The sequence below is a fragment of the Butyribacter sp. genome (genome assembly GCF_056818865.1).
In genome coordinates this window covers 30942-51299 of sequence record NZ_DBLYGC010000003.1, presented here as the reverse complement: position 1 = coordinate 51299, position 20358 = coordinate 30942, and the positions used below count along the sequence as shown (strand labels likewise).

Below are 20358 nucleotides of genomic sequence, written 5' to 3'. Positions count from 1 at the left end.
AATGAAGATACGGAAGTTTTATGCACGGTAGATGTGCGATTTACATAGGAAGCGGGGGGCTTTATGAAAATAAAAAGAATCATATCATCATTTATGGCTATAGTAATATTATGCTGCAGTTTAGTATCAGGAGTAAATGTACAAGCTAAGACAGATGAGTGGCCTAAGGGACCTTCAAAGAGCAGTTTTGTAAGTGGTTCGGCGATTGTTGTGGAAGTGTCTACCGGCACTGTATTATATGGAAAGAATATACATGAAAAACGCTATCCGGCAAGTATTACTAAGATTCTTACGGCACTGCTTGCAGCGGAAAACAGTTTGCCGAGTGATACTGTCAAGTTCTCGAAAGAGGCTGCATACGGAATAAGTTCAGGTGATTCGACAGTATATTCCGAGCCCGGAGAGAAAATGTCGATGGAACAGTGTCTTTATGCTATTATGCTTGAGTCGGCAAATGAAGTTTGTCTTGCAGCAGCAGAGCATGTCTCAGGGAGTGTAAAGAATTTTGTCAATCTTATGAATAAGCGTGTAAAAAAGCTTGGTCTTAAAGATACACATTTTAATAACCCAAATGGACTTCCTGACCCAAATCATTATACAACGGCATATGATATGGCGATGATTGGAAGGGCTGCACTTAAAAATTCCGTATTCAGAAAAGTTTGTAATACACCGAGATATACATGTGCAAAAACAAATAAGCACAAGACAAAGAGAATATGGCTTAATCATCATGAAGCCATAAATCCGGATGAGTATCCACAGTATGGTTACAAATACTGTATAGGCGGAAAGACAGGATTTACAAATGCTGCCGGAAATACGCTTGTGACTTTTGCGGAAAAAGACGGTATGCAGCTTGTGTGCGTTGTCATGAAATCGACAAGCCAGAAATATGGTGAGCCTAATCAATATACAGATACAATAAAACTTCTCAATTATTGTTTTGGAAAATACAAGAAATATAATGTAGGAGAGGTTGATTCAAAGATAAATCAGGATTTGTTTAACAATTACGGAAGCTTCTTTAACAGCTCAAATTCGCCTGTAAGATTTGAAGACGAATCAAGTGTAGTGCTGCCAAACAATGTTAAGCTTTCAAAGGCTAAACAAAAGATTGTATACAATAAGAATGTAAAAATCAAAAACGGAAAAAATATTATCGGAAAAGTGACCTATACTTATGCAGGAAAGACTGTGGGTTCAAGTAATATAATATATGACAGTACAAAGAAAACACATCTTGATGAGGCATCAAGAAAGGTTGTAAATAAAGAGATTAAAGCTATCGAAAAGACAAATGCAAATCCGTCAATATTCAGGAAGATATTTACCGGTATCAGAGATGGGATTTCAGGAGGAATTTACAATCTTATCAGTTTCATATTTGATAATCCTGTTCTTTCAGTTGTCATACTTTTAGTTATTATTGTTCTGGTTATGTTTATAATTTTTGCTTTTACAGGCAAGTCAATAGTTGCATCAAGAAGCAGAAAAAGACATGGAGGGTATCAGAGCAAGAGAGGCAGAAAAAATCATGCCAAAAAAGTTAGACAAAACAAAAGAGACTCAGCTAAAAAGAATGTGAGAAGAAATCACAGTAAACATTATGAAAAGAAATCTGCAACATCGAATAAGAATAAAAATTCAGGAAGAAAAAGTGCAAGCTATTCAAGAAAACGTAAAAATACAAGAGAAAGTTTTGGTAAAAACTTCTTTGACTTTTAAACAACAGACCGAAGTGAGATGTCACTTCGGTCTTTATTTTTCATAAAATAATATAATGATGCAAGGGTCAAAAGATATTTTGACCCTGCATCATATCATTTTATTATAAGAAGCATAAATAAGCGGAGGAGATATTTGTAATGAATAAATTGTGTATGGAAGCGGCGGTTTCACAGGAATATCAGGAATATATTGTGGAATATTACGGAGATGAAAATTTTCTCACAGATAAATACGGCGAGGGGTGTTACCAGATAATCTCAGAGAGGTTTGCCATTGCATACGTCAGAGGAAATAAAGTCAGCAGTAATGTGAATAACGGAGCTTTTTTTATACCGGCATGTTATGGGCTTATGTCATCGGAGCCTGTCCTTGCATCGGCAGGTATTACAAAAGTCAGAAATCAGCCTAATTTATCGATGTATGGTCAGGGCGTAATGGTAGGTTTTATAGATACGGGGGATGCGGTGCGAAAGTTTCAAGGAAAGTCTTTACATTGCCTGAGTTTTGAGTTAAACTTGTTACAGACCTTTAATATAGAAAAATCTAAATAAATTTAGCTTTTTCTATAATATTTTTAAATAACTTTCACTTGAGAAGGAGGAAAAAACATGTTAGAGGAATTAAAGAAAAGAGTTTATGAGGCAAATATGCTTTTACCAAAGTACGGTCTTGTAACATTTACATGGGGAAATGTAAGTGAAATTGACAGAGAGAGCGGAATTTTTGCAATCAAGCCAAGCGGTGTTGATTACGACAAACTTACACCTGATGATATGGTACTTGTTGACCTTAACGGAAATAAGGTAGAAGGAAAATACAACCCTTCATCAGATACTGCAACACATGTAGAACTTTACAAGGCATTTAAGGACATCGGAGGAGTTGTACATACTCATTCATCATATGCTACAAGCTGGGCACAGGCAGGAAGAGGAATTCCATGTTACGGAACAACACATGCAGATTATATTTACGGTGAGGTTCCATGTGTACGCTGCCTTACAAAAGAGGAGATTGAGGATGCATATGAAGAAAACACAGGAAAGCTTATCGTAAGCGAGTTTAACGCAAGAAATCTTGATCCTGTTGCCGTTCCTGCCGTACTTTGCAAAAATCACGGACCGTTTGCATGGGGAAAAGATGCACACGAAGCAGTCCACAATGCAGTAGTTCTTGAGGAAGTCGGAAAGATGGCATATCGTGCTGAGACAATAAATCCAAGAATACAGCCTGCTCCACAGGAGCTTCAGGATAAGCATTATTATCGTAAACATGGTGCTAATGCATACTATGGACAGGGCAAATAAAGATTAAATATAAAAAGTATATTAAATCACACACCAGCGGGGATAGACTACGGTCACCCCGTTTTTTTGGATGCTGACGGAACGAGCAGAATATATTCTATCTGGGATCAGACCATTACACCTCAAAATATGAAAAGCGGAAAAATACCGGATGGATTTTTGTTCGGAGCAGAATATTTGAGAAGTGATATTGATGAAGCTCTTATGTCTGACAATCCCAAAAACATAGTGCCGAGTGTAGATTTAAATGGTCATGGAACATTCCTTGCCGGGGTTGCATGCGGGAACAAGATAGACGAGAGAAACTTTTCAGGTGTTGCCCCGCTTGCCGACATATGTGTCGTAAAATGCCGTGAAGCAAAAAAGAGTCTGAAAGAATACTTTCGTATTGGTAATGATAAAATCGCTTATGGTGAACAGGATATAATGCTTGGAATAAAGTATCTTTGGCAGAAAGCTGTAAAGGCTGGGAAACCGCTTATTATATGTTTTGGGATCGGAACGAATATAGGTGGGCATGAAAGAGGGGGATGTCTGGGAGAATATCTTGAAAGTATAGGAAATTACAGTGGAGTCTGTGCGGTAACGGCATGTGGAAATGAGGCAAATGTTGGTCATCATTACAGAAGTGGACTTTTACGGTCGGGAGACGATGTGGAAGTTGAGTTAAGAACAGGAAATGATGCGGGATTTACAATTGAATTGTGGGCTGATTCACCAAATCTTTATGCTATAGGAATTATTTCACCGAGTGGTGAGTACAGCGGAAAAACAATTGCAAAGATTGGAGAACAGCAAAGAATAAGTTTTATTTTGGAAAAAACAATAATTGATATTGACTATCTGATAACGGCATATGAGAGTGGTGACGAATGTGTAAGATTAAGATTTAGTTCAGTTGAACCGGGAACATGGAAAATAAGAGTATTTAATGATAATAGAGGGGATGGTTATTTTGATATGTGGCTTCCAATAAGAAACTTTATATCAAATGACACATTTTTTTTGGAAAGTGACCCGGATGTTACAATATGTAATCCGGCTAACAACATAGCTCTTTTGTCAAATGCCTATTATAATTCGTATACGACAAGTGCAGTAGCCGATTCTAGCCGTGGATACACACGGTCAGGATATGTAAAACCAGATATTTGCAGTCCGGGGATAGATATTTTTGGACCGATGGCAGGTATAATATCAGACAGGAAAGAAAAAAGTGATATATCACAGGCAAGATACGGATATATGAGTGGCTCAAGTGCTGCTACGGCAATAACAGCCGGGGCAGCAGCACTTTTGATGGAATGGGGAATAGTAAGAGGAAATAATATAACAATGGATACAGTATCAATTAAGAAATATCTTATCCGTGGTTCGATAAATACGGGTGTTGATGTTCCTAACAGAATATGTGGTTTCGGTGGTATTGATTTATATGGGGTATTTCAAGCCATGCGTGGAAGAGTCTGATTAAGTATTACCGGACGGTTTATGTTTTACCTGTCTCAGAGTTTTTGATATCACGCAAAAGCACCTTGTATCTTAGATTGGCTGCATTTATCTCATAAATAAACAAATCAATAAGATCGGGATCATCTACATTTTCAAGTCCTTTATAGGCGTTTTCAAAACTTTTTTGTGTTTCTTTTAGCGCATTTTTCAGAAACTCTTCTCTTTTAGGAGGGTTTCTTTTTTTGCCAGAAAAAATCATAAAAAACTCCTTTCGTGTTTCATTTACATATAAGTATAGACATGTATTGGAAAAAATATGCAATTTCAGAAAAAAATTAAAAAAATTTTTTTGATAAATTCTTTAAATAAAGGAAAAACAAAATGAAAGCAGTTTTAAAAACGAGAAAATGTACTGTTTATGGTGAAAACCTGTACCGTAATATACAGAAATTAGAAAAAGATTCACAAAATTTTGAGTGTTTTCAATATTTGTCTGCTGTGAAAAAGTTACAAATAAGTTTATCAGCTAGTGGTTAATAACTCATAAAAATAGTTGCAGATTATTGTCAAAAGTAGACAAAAAACAGTGGTGTTGACAGCAAAATGGCATGGTGATAAAGTGGCACCACGCAAAAGAAGGAGGTGAAGAACATGAGAGAAATATTTGTGTGCAGTATGCTTTTAATGGCTGCGGCTGACGATTTGAGGAGAAGCAGGATAAGTAATTATATTGTGTTTCCGGCAATACTTGCAGCGCTTACATATAGGGTATATCTTGGCGGATTTACATATGCGCTTCGTGGAGTAAACGATATGTTAATAGTGTGTTTAATATTTTTGCCTGTTTTTAAACTGCGTGGAATCGGAGCCGGGGATATAAAACTGTTTTGTATGATTACATGCTTTTACGGTGTTGTTTTTGGTCTGAAGTCAGCTGCTCTGACTATTATTCTTGCAGGTATATTAGCATTTTATCGTGTTTTGAAAAATCCGATTTTGCTCGGCAGATTTTTGGAATTGAAAAATTATCTGTTATATGGCGCAGGCGGTGGCGAAAAATATTTTATTGCAGATGAATCAAAAGGAACAGAGAGCATCCATATTGCACCGTTTGCGGCAATTTCTTATTTTTGTATGTTGATTGTATATAAAATGTGAGGAGGGAAAGTGTGGAAAAAGTTGTTATTGGTCTGTATGAAAAAACATCATATGCAGAGAGATTTGCTGAATACTTTTGTCATAATAAGAATAACTGTGTAGATTTCAGGATATTTACAATGTGTGATAAAATTTCAGAATTTGTCAAAAAGACAAAGATAGATGTTTTATTGACAGACAGAAAATCTGTGAATGATGTGGAAAACGAAAAAAATGTGGGGAAAATTATTGTTTTGTCAGAGGGTAATTATGTAATGGAAAACGAAAAATATTCTGTTATATTTAAATACCAATCCGTTGAAGAAATAATAAAAGAAGTTCTTTCTGATATAGCTGATGATGACAAGGTAAATATCAATAATACATTTGTTATAAAAAATAATACCGAATTGATAGGTGTCTATTCTGCGAGTGGCGGGAATATTGTACTTGATTATGGTGTTGAACTTGCATTGCAAATGGGGAAAATGAGGAAAACACTGCTTGTGTGTCTGGAACAATTAAACGGACTTGATGGGGCATCATGGCCGGAGAATGAAAATAAGAAAAAGAGTGGTGTGTCAAATGATGAGATGCCGTATGTCAGGGGAATGTCGGAGGTTATATATTATCTGAAAAAAAGTGGAAATAAACTTGCTTTAAAACTTCAATCTATTATTTGCAGAAAAGGCGAAGTGGATTGTATTTATCCGGTTGAAGATTACAGAGACCTCCAGTTTCTTGACAAAGAGGGAATTGGTGAATTTATAAAAGTTGTATCTGAACAGATGGAGTATGAAGCTGTCATTTTTATAATAGGCTATCTGAGCGAAGCTTTTATGGAACTTATGCAAAGGTGTGACAAACTTTATTTTAAGGCAGCACAAAACAGAATGGAGTTTGAAAAACAAAATGCATTTGAAAAAATGCTTAAAAGAGACGGTTTGTCAGGGAGTTTTGATAATGTAGTATTTTTTGGAGAAGATAGAAATGCGTGTTGATACAGAGGGGTATGAAAAACATAAATAAAATAAAAGATGACATTTATCGTGAGATTGTTGAGAGAACAGTAGACGGCGGGGAGTATAGTGATGAGGAACTATATGAACTTATTGAGGAAAAAGTTTTGAAAAAGAGCCATGAGGTATATATAGCACAGTCTGAAAAGGAAAGTATTACAAAAAGTGTATACAATTCCATGCGTGGAATGGATGTACTTCAGGAACTTATAGACAACCCTGATATTACTGAGATTATGGTAAATGGTCCTGATAATATATTTGTCGAGAACAGTGGAAAGATTGAAAAATATCCGGAAAGGTTTATGGATGTACATAAGCTGGAGGATGTTATACAACAGATTGTTTCAAAAGTCAACAGAGTTGTAAATGAAACAAGTCCAATTGTAGATTTCAGGCTTACTGACGGGTCAAGAGTTAATGTTGTTCTTCCGCCTGTGAGTCTTGAGGGGCCGGTTGTTACAATTAGAAAATTTCCGGAAAAACCTATGACAATAAAAAAACTTGTACAAATAGGTTCGCTGTCAGAGGAAGCTGCTCAATTTTTGGAGAAGATTGTAAAAGCGGGATACAACATTTTTATAAGTGGGGGAACAGGAAGTGGAAAGACTACGTTTTTAAATGCACTATCTGATTATATACCGCAGGACGAGAGGATAATTACAATCGAGGATGCAGCAGAACTTCAGATAAGAAATATACCAAATCTTGTAAGACTGGAGGTTAGAAATGCAAATATTGAAGGCAAAAATGCAGTGACGATAAGGGATTTGTTAAAATCGTCATTACGCATGCGACCTGACCGAATAGTATTAGGGGAAGTAAGAGATGCGGCGGCATGTGAACTGTTAAATGCCATGAATACCGGGCATGATGGAAGTTTTTGTACCGGACATGCAAACAGTTCAAAGGATATGCTTTCAAGACTTGAGACACTTGTTTTGTCGGGGATGGATATACCCATTTTAGCAATACGAAACCAAATAGCGGCTGCTGTTGACATAATAATTCATCTTGGCAGGCTTAGGGATAAAACAAGAAAAGTTCTTGAAATAGCTGAGGTTATTGGAATGGATGGGGACAATATAAAACTCGGGACATTATTTGAGTTTGTTGAGGAAGGAGAAGATGCGGATGGGAGGGTGATTGGAAAACTATGCAGGACAGAAAAACAGATTATTCACACAGAAAAGCTTCAAAGAGCAGGAATAGAGTATTAGATAGCAACAACTCAAAAAAGCGTGCGTTAATAAAATACTTTTTTTGTGGATATGGAAAGATGTTTTTGATTTCATTGTTATTTTATAAATCATTTATTATCTGTTTTGTTATAGCCATGGTCTATGGAGTATTAAATGTGAAAAAGGAGACAAAAAGACAGGAGGAATTACGCAAATGGAAATTGAATCTCGAATTTAAAGAATTGATGTTAAGTATATCGGCTGCACTGTCAGCAGGATATTCTATTGAAAATTCAATACGGGAATCAGAAAAAGATTTAGATATGTTATTTGGTGAAAAATCAGCGATATTGATTGAGACAGAAAAGATAATTACGGAATTGGAAAATGGAATACCGATAGAAAAGGCACTTTGGAAATTTGCAATAAGCAGTGACATTGAGGACATCAGTTGTTTTTCGGATATATTTGGAATTGCAAAAAGAACAGGTGGAAATATGGTGGAGATAGTAAAGTCAACCGCTGATAAAATAAGTGAAAAAATAGAGGTTAAAAGAGAAATAAAAACAATGATAGCAGCTAAAAAAATGGAGAGCAGGATAATGAATATAATACCATTGCTGATAATTGTATATTTCTGGCTTACCTCGCCGGGATTTCTGGATTGTCTCTATACTGTAAGCGGTCATATTTTTATGACAGGTTTATTTGGAATTTATATGTTTGGCTGTATGTTAAGTGAGAAAATATCAGATATAAAAATATAATGGAATGGCATTAAAAATGGAGGTGATGTGGAATTTGCAGGATATCTTGATTTTATCTGTTTGTATGGTTTTAATGTCTGTGTATTTATCATTTTTGACGTATGAGTGGATAAAAAATAAAAGGAAAAAAGTTGTTGAAGTAAATTTAAAATTAAGTTTTGTTGTACCTGCGGCATATAAAATATACTGCATCTTAGGAAAAAAAGTTAAATTTAAACTGAAAGAGGAAACTTTAGACAGGTATAAAAAATTATATGTCGGAAAGAGTGAAGATGACATAACAAAAGAGTTTTTTATTAAACATATTTCGTTATTTTTATGTACATATCTGCTATTTAATCTAATTGTTTTATTTTCAGTTATATCATGCCAAAGCAATCAATATATAGTTTCTGAATATTATATTGAAAAAAATGACATAGGTGGAGAACAAAAAGAGATAAGCGTACAAACAGAAATAGGTGGTAAAAAAAAGGATACCGATATTATAGTACCCGAAAGAAAATATAATGAAAAAGAAATTTTACATAATGCAGAAAAGGTGAAAAAATATATTTACAGTCATTATCTTGGAAATAATAAATCGCCCGATAAGGTGACAAAAAATCTTTCTTTAGTAAGACATGTAAATGGAAGTATGTTTAATATTTCATGGACTTCAAGTAATGAAAATGTTGTTGCGGCTGATGGAAAAGTTGAGTGCGGAAAGATTACGGAACCAGAAAATGTGGAACTTACGGCTGTTTTAAAGTATGAGCAATATAAGGAAAAATTAAAGTTTAATATTACGGTCTGTCCGGTCAAAAAGACAGAGGAAGAGAATATCTGGGACGAATGGAGAAAATTGTTTGAAAAGTCAGTAGAAGATACAAAGAGTTTCAAGTATATAAAACTTCCTGATAAGGTCAGAGGGAAAAATGTAAGCTACAGTGTTGACAGATATAAAGGATTATGTCAGACGGCAGGTATTGCAATGCTCATGTTTGTTGTTGTACCGATTATGGCAGAATATGCTGCAAAGAATAAAGTGACTGAACGGGAAAAACAGTTGAAACTAGCATATCCTGAAATGGTTGAAAAATTTGTATTGCTTATAAATGCCGGTCTACCTGTGAAAAATGCATGGATTCGTGTAGCTGAGACAAGAAAAACTAAAAATGATAAGGTTGATTATCTTACAGAGGAAATGCTTCTGACTAAAAATCAGATGGATAATGGAATTAGTGAAGAAAAGGCATACGAAATGTTTGGAAGAAGAATAGGTATATTAACCTATATGAAATTTTCAACACTTCTTGTACAAAATTTAAAAAAGGGAACCGCTAATCTAATAAATATTCTCGAGTATGAATCCGCTGATATTTTTAATGAAAGAAAAGAGAATGCAAAAATTCTTGGAGAAGAAGCGAGTACAAAACTATTAGTGCCAATGGTGCTTATGATGACAATTATTTTTGCCATTATATTGTATGCAGCTTTTGCAGGGATGTAAAGTGAGTAGTGTTGTATTGTTAAAAAATTAGAAAGGGGAAAGTTACTGTCTGTCTGTTTTTGCTTGAGTTGTGCGGACAGTAATAGGATAAAAAATATGATAAACAGAAAAGACATGAGAGATTTAATATGTGAAGAAGATGGAATTGGAATTGTTGAAATTATACTTATTTTAGTTGTGCTTATAATGCTGATAGTTATATTTAGAAAGCAGATAACGGACATTGTAAGTAGTGCATTTAAAAATATAAATGGGGATTCAGACACAATAAATGAGGAAATTGAAATTGATGATGGAGAATAAGGAAGTCAAGGGGAGTATAACTGTATTTATGACATTTATATTCATACTCATATTTGGGATGGTTCTTATTTTTTTTGAAAGCACAAGGATAACAGCGTCAAAAGGTTATATAAAGAATGCGTCAACAGCGGCAGAAAAAACACTGTTTGGAGACTATAACATGGAGTTGTTTAAAGAATACGGTCTTTTTGGGTATGGCGGATATAACGGAATATCATCAATTGAAATGCAGGATGATTTTAGAAAAATATTACTAAATAATTTAGCAGTTAAGCCTAAAAGTTCAAAAAGTTCTTATACAGATATTTATAAGATAAAAAAGCTTAATGTTTTTGAAAATAGCTATGAGGGATTGGCTGATGGTGAAAATTTATGCAGACAGATAAAACAGTATATTGCAAGTTGTGCAATAGAAGATACTGCAGATAAACTTAAAGGTAATTATTCAAATGTTTCTCAAGGGAGTAAAGCCGATTTATATGAAAAACTTGATGATGGCAGCAGCTACGAGACAGGAAAATATAAAGAAAATTATGAGGGAGGAGGCGTTGAGGAAGACAACGATAAAAATTTAATTGGAGACAAAAATCAGGATAAAAATATCGGTAGGACTGATGTAAAAAAAGAAGATGCAAATGAGAGTGGGAATACAACAACAGATGAAGATGTAGAAAATCCGTTGGAAGTTTTTAAAGAACTTGTTGAGGATGGCTATCTTTCGTTGGTTTGTGATGTAAATAAACTTTCGGAAAAAAATATAGAAAAGGCTATTTTATCAGAAGAAGAGGAAAACAATGGAAGTGATGCCGGAAGTGAAACAGCAGAGGGAGGAAAAACAGAGAGTGAAAAAGATAATTCAAAAACTAAGTATGAGAGTGCCGGGGATTATCTGAAGAACTTGTTTTTAAGTGCCGGTGAAAACGAAACATATACAGAAGAAAAAAATGAGAATAAAGATAGAATGAAATATATTATTTATGCTGATAAGGTTTTTTCTTCATATGTAAATAACAGAAACAAGACAGTGGAATACGGAATGGAGTATCTCATATGCGGAAACGAAAAGGAAAAAGATAATCTTGCATGGGTTGTGAGCAGAATAATTGCTACGAGAATGGCAACAAATCTTACGGCAATATTGAATGACAAGACGGCCAGTGCTAAGGCACTGGCGACAGCGACTGCAATAGCCGGAGTTACAGGAATTGAACCGCTTATAAAAGGTGTTCAGTATGTAATACTTGCAATAATGGCATTTGAAGAGTCATGTATAGATGTTGCGGCACTCCTTGACGGCAGGCAGATTCCCGTTTTGAAAAAAATGACTGATATAAAGATAACATATGAGGAAATATGTCTGGCTACAGGAGAATTATTACAAAGTAAAGCAAAACAATATGAAAAAAGCGATGGAAAGCTTGCATCAAAGTATATTGACTACAAAGAATACTTATTTTGTTTTGCAGCATTGGTGTCAACACAAAAGATTAGAACAAGAATGTTTGATATTATTCAGTTTGATTTGAGAAAAAGATATAACAAAAGTTTTCGTATTTATGATTGTATTGTGGCAGCAGATTTTGAAATAGCATATGAAATGAAGTTTATATTTCCTTATATGTGGAAAATTTACGGAAAAAATTTGAAATTCACAAAGTTTGAAAGGCTGGTGATTACAAGTTACGGATATGAGAGATAAGACCGGATATAACAAGCAGAAAAAGTGGGATTTAAAAGCATCTGTTACAGTTGAAGCTTCGTTAAGTGTACCGTTATTTTTTATTATGGTATTCTCGTTTTTTTATGAATTTAATGTCTTGTTTGAAGTGAATAAAAATCATATTCAACTTGCAGATGCCGCAGCGGATTATTCTGTATATGGGACAAAAACAGATACATTGAAAAGTATATTTGGTGACAGTCACATTATAATGTGGTCTGAAAATGAAGGATATAAAATATGTTTCATGAGATACAAGATGAAAAATCCTGTTTTGTCAGGCAGGTTTACTAACCATAGGATTTATCAAAGAATTGTTTTGAGTGATTATAAGGGAAAAAGTATGTGTTCTGATGCAGAAGAGTCAGAGAGAACCGTTTATATTACAGAAAGCGGAAGTGTTTATCATGAATATTCTGACTGCACATATTTGAACCCAAGCATTCAGAGAGTTTCAGTAAAAATTATTGATAAAAAAAGAAATTCATCCGGAGGAAAGTATAAAAAATGCGAATTTTGTTACAGAACAGAGGATGGTTTAAATACTTACGTTTATATAACAACTTATGGAGACAGGTATCATTGTACTAAAAAATGTCATGGAATAAAAAGATATGTAAGAAAAGTAAAAATATCGGAAATAGGCGGTATGCCTGAATGCAGCAAATGTAAAGGGAGGGGGTGATAAGGTTATATGTTTGTAAGTATTATATTATTTTTATGCATCGGGATATGTACAATAACTGATATTTTAAGAAAAACAGTTGATATAAGGGTACTATTGGCGTTTTCGTTAATTCTTGCAGTTTGCTGCTATTTTGAAAAAAATTATAATATTGAAAGTTTTGTGGCAGGCATCGGTATTGGCATTCTGCTGGCATGCATTTCGATTTTAAGTAGGGGAGCTGTAGGAATGGGAGATGTATGTCTTTATTCAATTATAATATGTTTTATTGGTGTTCAAAAAGGGATTTTTGTGCTTTTCTTATCCATTGCATTTGCTTTTTTTGTGGCTTTATTTTTTGTTATTGTTAAGAGAAAAAAGAAGGACTATGAGATGCCTCTTGTTCCGTTTGTGCTGGCTGCGTATTTATTTAGTTTGTTTGAAAATATGGCTTGAATTTAAAATAAACTTGAAAATAAAAAAGGGGTTTTGGAATGCATAAAAGATACGAGATTTCTGCAAATTATACAGTTGAAGCAGCATTTGTTGTTCCGATAATACTTGGAATGATTTTTTCAATGATATATATGTTGTTTGTATTGCATGATAAGGTTATATTACATGAAAATATAAGGTACAACGTGATATGTATAGATGAGAACGATGGAAATTATAAAAAGATATCGAACGAAAAAACATCATATGAAAAAACGTCACATGAAAAAGCAATGGATAAAAAAGCATCGGATAAAAAAATATCAAATGATAAAAATTTGAGTAAAAATAATTCAAAAAAATTTTTAAGTGAAAAAATCATGACTAAAGAGTCTGTTTCAAGAAATTTAAGAATATTTAGGGTGACAAAATTAAAATGCAATGTTGGAAAAACATATATAAAAACGGAAGTTAAAGCAGTTTCTAAAATGGATATTCCAGTTATAGGTTATTTTATGAGAAAGACAAAGAAAATTTGTATCAAAACAAAATATTTGATGGTTAAGCCTGAGACAATGGTGAGATATAGAAAAAATGTATAATGCACAAAAGATATAAGCAAAAAAGGGGGGCTAAATGGAATATAAGAAAAAAGATGGAATTTCGGGAGTTTATATTGTATTTGAAATTGATTGTGCCAGTGAGGAGTCGGTTGAAGCAAAGATGCTTCAAAACAATAATATTTGTGGATTGCTTGCGTGTGATTTCAGGTATGAGGACAACAGAACATATATTTATTATGATACAACTGATAAAATGGCAGTTTCAGATATAATGAAAGAGGGGAAGATGACATATGATATTTTGAAAGAAATATATACAGCTATTGCGGAAATATTGAAAAGCTGTCAGAAGTATCTTATATCTGCGGATTCGGTTTTGCTAAATAAGGATTTGATATTTGGAAATCGTAAATATAAAAATCTTAAATTTTGCGTTTTACCCGGGTTAAATTGTTCGTTTAGAAAACAGATTAAGGAATTGACCGAAGACTTTATGAAAATAACAGACCATTGTGATAAAAAGTGTGTAGAATTTATGTATGGTATATATGATATTGTCTCAACAGACAACTTTAATATGGTTGATATTGAGGAATTTTTGAAGGAAAGACAATATCCGGATGATGTTTCACAATATTCAGATGAGACGTCATGGTATCAGAATGATACATCACGGTATTCAGATGAGACGTCATGGTATCAGAATGATACATCACGGTATTCAGATGAGATGTCACGGTATCAGAATGATACATCACGGTATCCGGATGAGACGTCACGGTATCCGGATGATACATCATGCTATCTGGATGGAATGTCACGGTATCCGGATGAGGCATTATGGTATTCGGATGAAGTATCACAATTTTCGGATAAGACATCACAAAGAAAGAAATCTAATATTTTTGCGGATGAAAATGACGGTGTTAATGTCTTTTCTAAGAGTAAAGAAAAGGATAATGCGGGTGATTATGACAAGAGTGAATGTTTTTTACTTGTGAGAGAAAATAGAAAAAATAATTTTTTTAAAGAGTTTGTGCCGGAAATAATAAATATAAAAAAGAATCTGTCTTTTAGCGGAGACATGGGAAGTATAGTTCATATTGGGCGCAGTCGTGATAATGATATTGTGTTTCCACAAAATTATATAAGCAGAAAGCATGCCGTACTTGAAGCGGATGAGAATTTTTTATATGTTACGGACAAAGGGTCATGCAATGGGACTTTAGTTAATGGAGAAAGAATTGCCGCAAATGTAAAAACAAGATGCAGGGTTCAGGATGAAATTACATTTGCGGATATATGTTTTGTTGTTGTTTGAAATTGAAAAATCATTAAATCTGAAAAGTAATTTAAAACGGAAGTGCTATTCAAAACTAAAAGAGTATTTAAAATGAAAAAATTTAAAATAGATAAGTTATTTAAAAACAATTGATTTATTGATGTATTCTGTTTTTACAACAATATATGGATAACTTTTGGTTTTTGATTTTGTTTCATTTTTTGGACCATATAATTCTGTGTCAAATACTATATAGTTGTCAGAGAGATAAAGTTCATTGACTGTTATGCTAAACTCTGGAGAGAGCTGTTTTCCATAGCCTTTAACTATATATAATTCACCTTCACAGGAAAAACTTAGTTCAAAAGCAGAGTCTTTGCGTTCTTTTATCATTTTCCGCAGTTCTTTTGGAATTTCATTTCCTGTTACCACAGTATAATCAATATCTTTGGTTTTGGGGTAATCGTTATCTGCAGCACAGCCATTTAAGCAAAATAAAGAAAACAGCATTATTATAAGGGTGCAGATTAATATTTGAATTTGGTGAAATGAGGTTTTTTTTCGATTAAACATAAGATTACCTCACCTTTATTTATCAATAAATAATTATGAATAAAATATTGGATATATGCATAGTTTTAAGGTGTTTCGGCAATTTTTTTGAAGAGAAGCCATGATAAAAAAATGAATATTTTAATAAAATATGGAGTAAATAAAAAAGGTGCGTAGCAAGGAGTTTCGTTGATTTTTGAGGGTTTGTGGTTTATAATGGTAAATGTAAGACAGAGTCGGTTGTAATATCAGGAGGATAATAAAAAGTATGAAGGAATTGAACAAGGTAGAGTTTAAAAAAGAAGTTGAGGATTATTTAAAAGTTTTATTCAGAAAGTCTATCAGTGAGGCTGACGAGCAGCAGAAATTTCAGGCAGTGGCATATGCCGTTAAAGATTTTATTGTGGATCAGTGGATGGCTACACATAGAACTTACGAGGAACAGGATGTAAAGACAGTTTACTATCTGTCTATGGAGTTCCTTACGGGAAGAGCACTTGGAAATATTATCATTAACTTAAAAGGAAATCAGGCAATCAAAGAAGCTATTGAAGAATTAGGAATGAATCTTGATGTTATAGAGGATCAGGAACCGGATGCAGCACTCGGAAATGGAGGACTTGGAAGACTTGCAGCATGTTTCCTTGATTCATTGTCAACATTAGGATATCCGGCATACGGATGCGGTATTCGTTATAAATACGGAATGTTTAAACAGGTTATTGAAAACGGTTATCAGATTGAGAGACCTGATGACTGGCTCAAATATGGAAATCCGTTTGAAATCAAGAGACCTGAATATGCCGTTGAGGTTAAGTTTGGCGGTTATGTTACTATACGAAAAGATGAGTGTGGACGAGATAAGTTTGTTCAGGAAAATTATCAGTCGGTAAGAGCAGTACCTTATGACCTTCCGATTGTAGGTTACAACAACAACGTGGTAAATACTCTCAGAATTTGGGATGCAGAACCTATTGATACATTTAACCTTGATTCATTTGACAAGGGTGATTATCAGAAAGCAGTAGAGCAGGAGAATCTTGCAAGAACTATCTGTGAGGTGCTTTATCCAAATGATAATCATATGGCAGGTAAAGAGCTCAGATTAAAACAGCAGTATTTCTTTGTATCTGCAAGTATTCAGCGTGCAGTTAAAAAATACATGGAAAAACATGATGATATTCATAAAATTCATGAGAAAGTTGTATTCCAGTTAAACGATACACATCCTACAGTTACAGTTGCAGAACTTATGCGTATTCTTATGGATGAGTACAATCTTTCATGGGATGAGGCATGGGATATTACTACAAAATCATGTGCTTATACAAATCATACAATTATGTCAGAGGCACTTGAAAAATGGCCTTTAGAGCTTTTCTCAAGACTTCTGCCTAGAATTTATCAGATTATTGAGGAAATTAACAGAAGATTTGTGCTTCAGATTCAGGCTGCATATCCTGACGATAACAGCAAGGTAGAAAAGATGGCTATCATTTATGATGGTCAGGTTAAGATGGCACATCTTGCCATAGCAGCAAGCTTTTCGGTAAATGGTGTTGCAAAACTTCACACAGAAATTTTGAAGCATCAGGAACTTAAAGATTTTTATGAGATGATGCCTGAGAAGTTTAACAATAAGACAAACGGTATCACACAGAGAAGATTTTTACTTCACGGAAATCCATTGCTTGCACAGTGGATTACAGATAAAATAGGTGATGACTGGATTACAAACCTTAAACATCTTGATGAACTTTCTGTTTATGTTGATGATGAGCGCAGTCAGAAAGAATTTATGAACATTAAGTATAAGAATAAGGTGCGTCTTGCCAAATATATCAAAGAGCACAATGGAATTGAAGTAGACCCTCGTTCTATCTTTGATGTACAGGTAAAGCGATTACATGAGTATAAGCGTCAGCTCTTAAATATTCTTCATGTAATGTATCTTTACAATAAATTAAGGCAGAATCCGGGCATGGATTTTTATCCAAGAACATTTATATTCGGTGCAAAGGCATCTGCCGGATATCAGAGAGCAAAATCAATTATCAAACTTATCAACAGTGTTGGCGATGTTATCAATAATGATGCATCTATCAATGGAAAGATTAAGGTTGTATTTATTGAGAACTACAGAGTTTCAAATGCTGAGATAATTTTTGCGGCAGCAGATGTTTCAGAGCAGATTTCAACAGCAAGTAAAGAGGCATCAGGAACAGGAAACATGAAGTTTATGTTGAACGGTGCACTTACACTTGGGACTATGGATGGTGCAAATGTTGAGATAGTTGATGAAGTTGGAAAAGAAAATGCATTTATCTTTGGCCTTTCATCAGACGAAGTAATTGCATATGAGCATAATGGTCAGTATAACCCAAGAGATATTTATAATTCAGATGCAGATATACGTGCCGTACTTACACAGCTTGTAGACGGAACATATTCTCAGGGCAATTTTGAGGAGTTTAGAGACATTTATAATTCTCTCCTTGACGGACAGGGCGGCAGACCTGATATGTATTTTATACTCAAAGATTTCAGAATGTATGCTGAAGCTCAGGAAAAGGTTGAAGCTGCATATAAAGATGAAAAGAAATGGGCTCGCTCAGCTATGTTAAATACAGCAAAGAGCGGTAAATTCTCATCTGACAGAACTATTGAGGAGTATGCAAAGGAAATTTGGCATCTTAATAAAGTTAAGGTTGAAGTTACAGATGCAGACTAATTAGAATTATTTCTCATTTATTCCCCCGTTTTAGCTGCGAGAGCAGCAAACGGGGGATTTTTTGACCGAAAAGTTTTATTGTGGTAAAATTAACCATGTTGCAAGTAATAATATAGTAGGGAAAGGAAAATTCTATGAAAACAAAACAGATTATCAGCATAGTGGTTACAGGGGGTGTTATAATAGCAGTTGGAATCACAGGTGTTGCGTCAAATGTGATAAGTTCAAAACTTATACAGAAAAATAAAGCGGACACAAGTAGTATAGTAAAAGAAATACTTTCTTCGGAAACAGGTTCAAATATTGATTTGCCTGAAAAGGACTTTGTTGGGGTAATAAATATTGAGGGACAAATCGGAGCCTCTTCTTCAAGTAGTCTTACATCAGATAATACCTACAATCATGATTTATATTTAAAGTATATTGAAAAAATGGAAGAGTCTGACAAGAATAAAGGTATACTTCTTTTTGTTGACAGTCCGGGAGGGGCTGTTTATGAGAGCGATGAGTTATATCTTAAACTAATGGAATATAAGGAAAAGACAAAGAGACCAATATGGGCATATTTTGCATCTCAGGCATGTTCGGGAGGATATTATATTTCAATGGCTGCTGATAAGATTTATGCAAACAGAAATTGCTGGACGGGTTCTATTGGTGTAATAGTTTCACTTACAAACTGCAAGAAACTTTATGACAAACTTGGTATAAAGGAAATAGACATAACAAGTGGTAAGAATAAGGCTATGGGTTCAGCTGGTCTTGACCTTACTAAAGAACAGCAGGATATTTTACAGTCACTTGTGGATGAGGCATATGACCAGTTCGTAGACATTGTAGCCGAAGGCAGAAAGATGGACACAAGTGAAGTTAAAAAGATTGCTGATGGACGTATTTACTCAGCAAAACAGGCAAAAGAAATAAATCTTATTGATGAAGTAGGTTCTTTGGAAGATGAGAAGAAAGCTTTTGCAAAAGAAGCAGGATTTTCAAGTGATATAACATACTATACCCCTGAAAATGATTCATTATCAGGAATATTCAGCAGTTTGTTTGGTGCAGTAAAAGACATTGTTCCCAAGTCAGACATAGATCTTGCAGAGGATATTGTTCAAAACAATGGAAATGGGGTGCTTAAATATTATGCAAAATAGATCGGATAACCGCATATATGCAGGATTCTTCGTTCGTCTTGCGGCATATTTAACAGATATTATAATAGTTTGGTGTGCAATGCTTGTAATCAGGATACCTGTTTGGGTTACGACAGTTACAAGTCCGAACAATTTTTTTGTAAGAGATTTTATTTTTCAATATTCTATAAAAGATATATTATTTTATCTGATGCAGGCGGCGTATTTTATTTTATTGACATATTTCACTGGTTCAACACTCGGAAAGAAGATTTTTCAAATAAGAGTGGTGAGCACAGAGGAAAGAAAAATGACATTTTTTGAAGTGGCATTTAGAGAGACTGTGGGAAGATTTTTATCTGCACTTATTCTTTCAATAGGATATATAATGATAGCTGTTGACAAGCAAAAAAGAGGATTGCACGATATATTAAGTGATACAAATGTTGTATATTATCATGAGAAAAAAGTTTATACACATGCGGATGTTCACTATAAAAATATGGTTGGCAGTGAAAGTCAGAATATTTCAACACAACATCAAAATCCGTATAATTCAGCAGAAGCACAGTCAAATCCTTACAATGCAGAGAAAACACAGCCAAATTCATATAATGCATCAAATATGCAACCGAGTTCATATGATGCAACAAAATCTCAAACAGGAACTGAACAGTTAAATCATATGCCTGACGGATATTTTGAAAAAACTGACAGTGAAAATGAAAATACAGAGATAAATAAAAGCCTTTATTAAAACAAAAATAATAAACACTTCCCTATATTGATATATGATATGAAGATATAGGAAAGTGTTTTTTATTATTATATTTATATTGAGATAAAATAATAAAATAGTTATTATATCTATACTCGAATAAATAATAAA

Annotated in this window: 20 protein-coding genes; 18 read left to right on the top strand and 2 right to left on the bottom strand. The window is 34.1% G+C overall.

Annotated elements, in window-relative coordinates; genetic code table 11:
* The first annotated feature begins 63 nt into the window (after nucleotides 1-63).
* The 4 genes from ACZLXV_RS01980 to ACZLXV_RS01965 all read left to right on the top strand — a co-directional run bounded on the left by ACZLXV_RS01980 (nucleotide 64) and on the right by ACZLXV_RS01965 (nucleotide 4508).
* A complete protein-coding gene (locus ACZLXV_RS01980) occupies nucleotides 64-1728 on the top strand; it encodes a D-alanyl-D-alanine carboxypeptidase family protein (protein WP_482382336.1) in 1665 nt (554 codons plus the stop codon).
* 140 nt (nucleotides 1729-1868) lie between these two features.
* Entirely contained in the window at nucleotides 1869-2282 is a 414-nt protein-coding gene (locus ACZLXV_RS01975; RefSeq protein ID WP_022223992.1) for a hypothetical protein, read from the top strand.
* A 57-nt stretch (nucleotides 2283-2339) separates the two neighbouring features.
* Nucleotides 2340-3038, top strand: a complete 699-nt coding sequence (locus tag ACZLXV_RS01970; protein ID WP_022223991.1) for an L-ribulose-5-phosphate 4-epimerase — start codon at nucleotides 2340-2342, stop codon at nucleotides 3036-3038.
* 177 nt (nucleotides 3039-3215) lie between these two features.
* Nucleotides 3216-4508, top strand: a complete 1293-nt coding sequence (locus ACZLXV_RS01965; protein ID WP_482382335.1) for a S8 family peptidase — start codon at nucleotides 3216-3218, stop codon at nucleotides 4506-4508.
* A 19-nt stretch (nucleotides 4509-4527) separates the two neighbouring features.
* Here ACZLXV_RS01965 and ACZLXV_RS01960 read toward each other — a convergent pair whose 3' ends face one another.
* Entirely contained in the window at nucleotides 4528-4749 is a 222-nt protein-coding gene (locus tag ACZLXV_RS01960; protein ID WP_022223989.1) for a DUF2508 family protein, read from the bottom strand.
* Nucleotides 4750-5141: 392 nt separating this feature from the next.
* On the opposite strand from ACZLXV_RS01960, the gene ACZLXV_RS01955 reads away from it, so the two are divergent.
* The 11 genes from ACZLXV_RS01955 (at nucleotide 5142) to ACZLXV_RS01905 (ending at nucleotide 15092) form a co-directional block, all read left to right on the top strand.
* A complete protein-coding gene (locus ACZLXV_RS01955; protein WP_022223840.1) occupies nucleotides 5142-5648 on the top strand; it encodes a prepilin peptidase in 507 nt (168 codons plus the stop codon).
* An 11-nt stretch (nucleotides 5649-5659) separates the two neighbouring features.
* The gene (locus ACZLXV_RS01950) at nucleotides 5660-6628 is read left to right on the top strand and encodes a hypothetical protein (protein ID WP_482382334.1); all 969 of its coding nucleotides are present in this window, start codon (nucleotides 5660-5662) and stop codon (nucleotides 6626-6628) included.
* Nucleotides 6629-6639: 11 nt separating this feature from the next.
* On the top strand, nucleotides 6640-7866 hold the full coding sequence (locus ACZLXV_RS01945; RefSeq protein WP_482382333.1) for a TadA family conjugal transfer-associated ATPase: 1227 nt from the start codon (nucleotides 6640-6642) through the stop codon (nucleotides 7864-7866).
* On the top strand, nucleotides 7803-8594 hold the full coding sequence (locus tag ACZLXV_RS01940; protein ID WP_482382332.1) for a type II secretion system F family protein: 792 nt from the start codon (nucleotides 7803-7805) through the stop codon (nucleotides 8592-8594). The genes ACZLXV_RS01945 and ACZLXV_RS01940 overlap by 64 nt, the downstream gene beginning before the upstream one ends.
* A 34-nt stretch (nucleotides 8595-8628) precedes the next feature.
* Complete coding sequence (locus ACZLXV_RS01935) at nucleotides 8629-10086, top strand: immunoglobulin-like domain-containing protein (RefSeq protein ID WP_482382331.1); 1458 nt, start codon at nucleotides 8629-8631, stop codon at nucleotides 10084-10086.
* Between the two features lie 96 nt (nucleotides 10087-10182).
* The gene (locus ACZLXV_RS01930) at nucleotides 10183-10389 is read left to right on the top strand and encodes a Flp1 family type IVb pilin (protein WP_022223845.1); all 207 of its coding nucleotides are present in this window, start codon (nucleotides 10183-10185) and stop codon (nucleotides 10387-10389) included.
* Nucleotides 10376-12088 carry a DUF5702 domain-containing protein gene (locus ACZLXV_RS01925; RefSeq protein ID WP_482382330.1) on the top strand — a complete coding sequence of 571 codons (1713 nt, stop codon included), beginning with the start codon at nucleotides 10376-10378 and terminating at the stop codon, nucleotides 12086-12088. The genes ACZLXV_RS01930 and ACZLXV_RS01925 overlap by 14 nt, the downstream gene beginning before the upstream one ends.
* Nucleotides 12078-12794 (top strand): hypothetical protein, encoded by a 717-nt coding sequence (locus ACZLXV_RS01920; protein WP_482382329.1) that lies wholly within the window; start codon nucleotides 12078-12080, stop codon nucleotides 12792-12794. Before ACZLXV_RS01925 ends, ACZLXV_RS01920 begins: the two co-directional genes overlap by 11 nt.
* A gap of 9 nt (nucleotides 12795-12803) precedes the next feature.
* Complete coding sequence (locus ACZLXV_RS01915; protein ID WP_482382328.1) at nucleotides 12804-13229, top strand: prepilin peptidase; 426 nt, start codon at nucleotides 12804-12806, stop codon at nucleotides 13227-13229.
* Nucleotides 13230-13267: 38 nt separating this feature from the next.
* Nucleotides 13268-13810, top strand: coding sequence for a TadE family protein (locus ACZLXV_RS01910; RefSeq protein ID WP_482382327.1), 543 nt, complete (start codon nucleotides 13268-13270; stop codon nucleotides 13808-13810).
* A 34-nt stretch (nucleotides 13811-13844) separates the two neighbouring features.
* On the top strand, nucleotides 13845-15092 hold the full coding sequence (locus ACZLXV_RS01905; RefSeq protein WP_482382326.1) for a DUF6382 domain-containing protein: 1248 nt from the start codon (nucleotides 13845-13847) through the stop codon (nucleotides 15090-15092).
* 96 nt (nucleotides 15093-15188) lie between these two features.
* Here ACZLXV_RS01905 and ACZLXV_RS01900 read toward each other — a convergent pair whose 3' ends face one another.
* Nucleotides 15189-15626, bottom strand: coding sequence for a protease complex subunit PrcB family protein (locus tag ACZLXV_RS01900; RefSeq protein WP_482382325.1), 438 nt, complete (start codon nucleotides 15624-15626; stop codon nucleotides 15189-15191).
* A 247-nt stretch (nucleotides 15627-15873) separates the two neighbouring features.
* Between ACZLXV_RS01900 and ACZLXV_RS01895 the strand changes: the two genes are divergently transcribed.
* The 3 genes from ACZLXV_RS01895 to ACZLXV_RS01885 all read left to right on the top strand — a co-directional run bounded on the left by ACZLXV_RS01895 (nucleotide 15874) and on the right by ACZLXV_RS01885 (nucleotide 20226).
* Nucleotides 15874-18336: a glycogen/starch/alpha-glucan phosphorylase gene (locus ACZLXV_RS01895; protein ID WP_022223853.1), complete on the top strand. Its 2463-nt coding sequence runs from the start codon at nucleotides 15874-15876 to the stop codon at nucleotides 18334-18336.
* 134 nt (nucleotides 18337-18470) lie between these two features.
* Nucleotides 18471-19490, top strand: coding sequence for a signal peptide peptidase SppA (gene sppA / locus ACZLXV_RS01890; RefSeq protein WP_022223854.1), 1020 nt, complete (start codon nucleotides 18471-18473; stop codon nucleotides 19488-19490).
* On the top strand, nucleotides 19480-20226 hold the full coding sequence (locus ACZLXV_RS01885) for an RDD family protein (RefSeq protein ID WP_482382324.1): 747 nt from the start codon (nucleotides 19480-19482) through the stop codon (nucleotides 20224-20226). The genes sppA and ACZLXV_RS01885 overlap by 11 nt, the downstream gene beginning before the upstream one ends.
* Nucleotides 20227-20358: the final 132 nt, after the last annotated feature.

Coding starts and splice junctions, on each gene's coding strand:
- ACZLXV_RS01980 (WP_482382336.1), top strand. CDS start 64: ATGAAAATAAAAAGAATCATATCATCATTTATGGCTATAGTAATATTA.
- ACZLXV_RS01975 (WP_022223992.1), top strand. CDS start 1,869: ATGAATAAATTGTGTATGGAAGCGGCGGTTTCACAGGAATATCAGGAA.
- ACZLXV_RS01970 (WP_022223991.1), top strand. CDS start 2,340: ATGTTAGAGGAATTAAAGAAAAGAGTTTATGAGGCAAATATGCTTTTA.
- ACZLXV_RS01960 (WP_022223989.1), bottom strand. CDS start 4,749: ATGATTTTTTCTGGCAAAAAAAGAAACCCTCCTAAAAGAGAAGAGTTT.
- ACZLXV_RS01955 (WP_022223840.1), top strand. CDS start 5,142: ATGAGAGAAATATTTGTGTGCAGTATGCTTTTAATGGCTGCGGCTGAC.
- ACZLXV_RS01945 (WP_482382333.1), top strand. CDS start 6,640: ATGAAAAACATAAATAAAATAAAAGATGACATTTATCGTGAGATTGTT.
- ACZLXV_RS01940 (WP_482382332.1), top strand. CDS start 7,803: ATGCAGGACAGAAAAACAGATTATTCACACAGAAAAGCTTCAAAGAGC.
- ACZLXV_RS01930 (WP_022223845.1), top strand. CDS start 10,183: ATGATAAACAGAAAAGACATGAGAGATTTAATATGTGAAGAAGATGGA.
- ACZLXV_RS01925 (WP_482382330.1), top strand. CDS start 10,376: ATGATGGAGAATAAGGAAGTCAAGGGGAGTATAACTGTATTTATGACA.
- ACZLXV_RS01920 (WP_482382329.1), top strand. CDS start 12,078: ATGAGAGATAAGACCGGATATAACAAGCAGAAAAAGTGGGATTTAAAA.
- ACZLXV_RS01915 (WP_482382328.1), top strand. CDS start 12,804: ATGTTTGTAAGTATTATATTATTTTTATGCATCGGGATATGTACAATA.
- ACZLXV_RS01910 (WP_482382327.1), top strand. CDS start 13,268: ATGCATAAAAGATACGAGATTTCTGCAAATTATACAGTTGAAGCAGCA.
- ACZLXV_RS01905 (WP_482382326.1), top strand. CDS start 13,845: ATGGAATATAAGAAAAAAGATGGAATTTCGGGAGTTTATATTGTATTT.
- ACZLXV_RS01900 (WP_482382325.1), bottom strand. CDS start 15,626: ATGTTTAATCGAAAAAAAACCTCATTTCACCAAATTCAAATATTAATC.
- ACZLXV_RS01895 (WP_022223853.1), top strand. CDS start 15,874: ATGAAGGAATTGAACAAGGTAGAGTTTAAAAAAGAAGTTGAGGATTAT.
- sppA (WP_022223854.1), top strand. CDS start 18,471: ATGAAAACAAAACAGATTATCAGCATAGTGGTTACAGGGGGTGTTATA.
- ACZLXV_RS01885 (WP_482382324.1), top strand. CDS start 19,480: ATGCAAAATAGATCGGATAACCGCATATATGCAGGATTCTTCGTTCGT.